This is a genomic window from Pseudomonas sp. SWRI154, from assembly GCF_014268645.1.
Lineage (GTDB): Bacteria > Pseudomonadota > Gammaproteobacteria > Pseudomonadales > Pseudomonadaceae > Aquipseudomonas > Aquipseudomonas marvdashtae.
This window is the reverse complement of the sequence record NZ_JABWQW010000068.1, coordinates 1-948: the sequence shown is the minus strand read 5'-3', so window position 1 is coordinate 948 and position 948 is coordinate 1. Positions and strand designations below refer to the sequence as shown.

General features: G+C 61.3%; 1 pseudogene. It reads right to left on the bottom strand.

Annotated elements, in window-relative coordinates:
• Positions 1–948: pseudogene (locus HU806_RS26170) on the bottom strand (hypothetical protein); the annotation flags it as partial.

The window sequence follows — 948 nt, the reverse complement described above, 5'->3', positions numbered from 1 at the left end:
GAGGGTGGTGGTCCAAGTGGTGCTTCCGGTGGGAATGCTGACAGGCGTACCGATATTGGTGGTGCCGTCCATCAACTGGATCTGCTGCCCACTGCTGCCGGTACCGGTGACGGTGACGCTGGTTTCGACGGTGAACTTGTCGACGACGGAGCCCTTGGAGTCGCGGATATCGGTGAGGGTCGGGGCGACGACGGCGGTGACGTTGAAGGCCTTGGCCGCCGACTCCTGGCCGGTGCCATAGAGCGCCTTGGCCTTGAGGCTGTAGGCCTTGGCGGTCAGGCCCGTGAGGGTGGTGGTCCAAGTGGTGCTTCCGGTGGGAATGCTGACAGGCGTACCGATATTGGTGGTGCCGTCCATCAACTGGATCTGCTGCCCATTGCTCCCGGTACCGGTGACGGTGACGCTGGTCTCGACCGTGCTGCCGCCGACCACCGTGCCCTTGGAATCAATGATATCGGTGAGGGTCGGTGTAAGCCACTCCACCGCCTTGACGGTATAAGTACGCAGCGGAAAGATCTGCGCATTGGCCTCAACAATCGTCTGGCTGAAATCCACCTTGAATTCCATCGTTAATACACTTCCGTCCTGCAACTCCTTCAGGTAGGCGTAAGGCGCTGCTACGTTGTACTCCCCTCGGTTGATCCACGTTGGATTGACCCTTGGGCCTTTTGGCGGTGGTGCCCAGATACTCCAGTTGTACCCGGTAGTCCCGTCGGCCTTCGTTCCTTTCAGCCGCAGCCAGACATCTTGGTCCGGTGCAATAAGCGGCCAGGTGCCGAGCCAGCAGGTGGCATCGGCGCTGATGGTACTCAGGTCCAGCTCGGGTCCTTCGCCATTGTTGGCCGCTTGCAGGATCTTCGGCTTGGCGTCCAGCAGATCGTCTTGGGCGAGGGCTTGCACAGCCAGGGTAAGTGGCTCTGACGGCGGCGACTCCTTGCCGCCGCGGGT